The following is a 538-nucleotide window of genomic DNA, read 5'->3' as shown; positions in this document are numbered from 1 at the left end:
CTCCGGCCCACTGACCGGTCTTGGCGAGATCCGTCTCCCAGACCTGCAGCCAGGTTCCTCCATCATGCCAGGCAAGGTCAACCCAGTTCTCTGTGAGACCGCTACCCAGGTTTCCGCTCAGGTTATCGGCAATGACGCAGCTGTTGCGTTCTCCGGCACCCAGGGCCAGTTCGAGCTCAACGTGTTCATCCCAGTGATGGCTCGCAACGTGCTTGAGTCCGCTCGCCTGCTGGCTAACACTTCCCGCGTGTTCGCAACCCGTCTCGTTGATGGCATTGAGCCAAACGAGGCACACATGAAGGAGCTCGCTGAGTCTTCACCTTCCATCGTTACCCCACTGAACTCTGCAATCGGCTACGAAGCTGCTGCAAAGGTGGCTAAGACTGCTTTGGCTGAGGGCAAGACCATCCGCCAGACTGTCATCGATTTGGGCTTGGTTGATGGCGAGAAGCTCACCGAGGAAGAGCTGGACAAGCGCCTCGACGTTCTTGCTATGGCTCACACCGAGCGCGAGAACAAGTTCTAAAACTAGAACCCG

The 538-nt window shown here is 57.6% G+C and carries 1 protein-coding gene; it reads left to right on the top strand.

What is annotated here, in order from left to right; genetic code table 11:
* On the top strand, nucleotides 1-526 hold a 526-nt coding region (locus MD273_RS19340; RefSeq protein ID WP_251068376.1), incomplete at its 5' end, for a lyase family protein.
* Nucleotides 527-538: the final 12 nt, after the last annotated feature.

The sequence above is a fragment of the Marinobacter sp. C7 genome, assembly GCF_022343555.1.
Classification (GTDB): domain Bacteria; phylum Pseudomonadota; class Gammaproteobacteria; order Pseudomonadales; family Oleiphilaceae; genus Marinobacter.
Note: the sequence above shows the minus strand (reverse complement) of the source record. Positions and strands in the feature narration are given on the sequence as shown.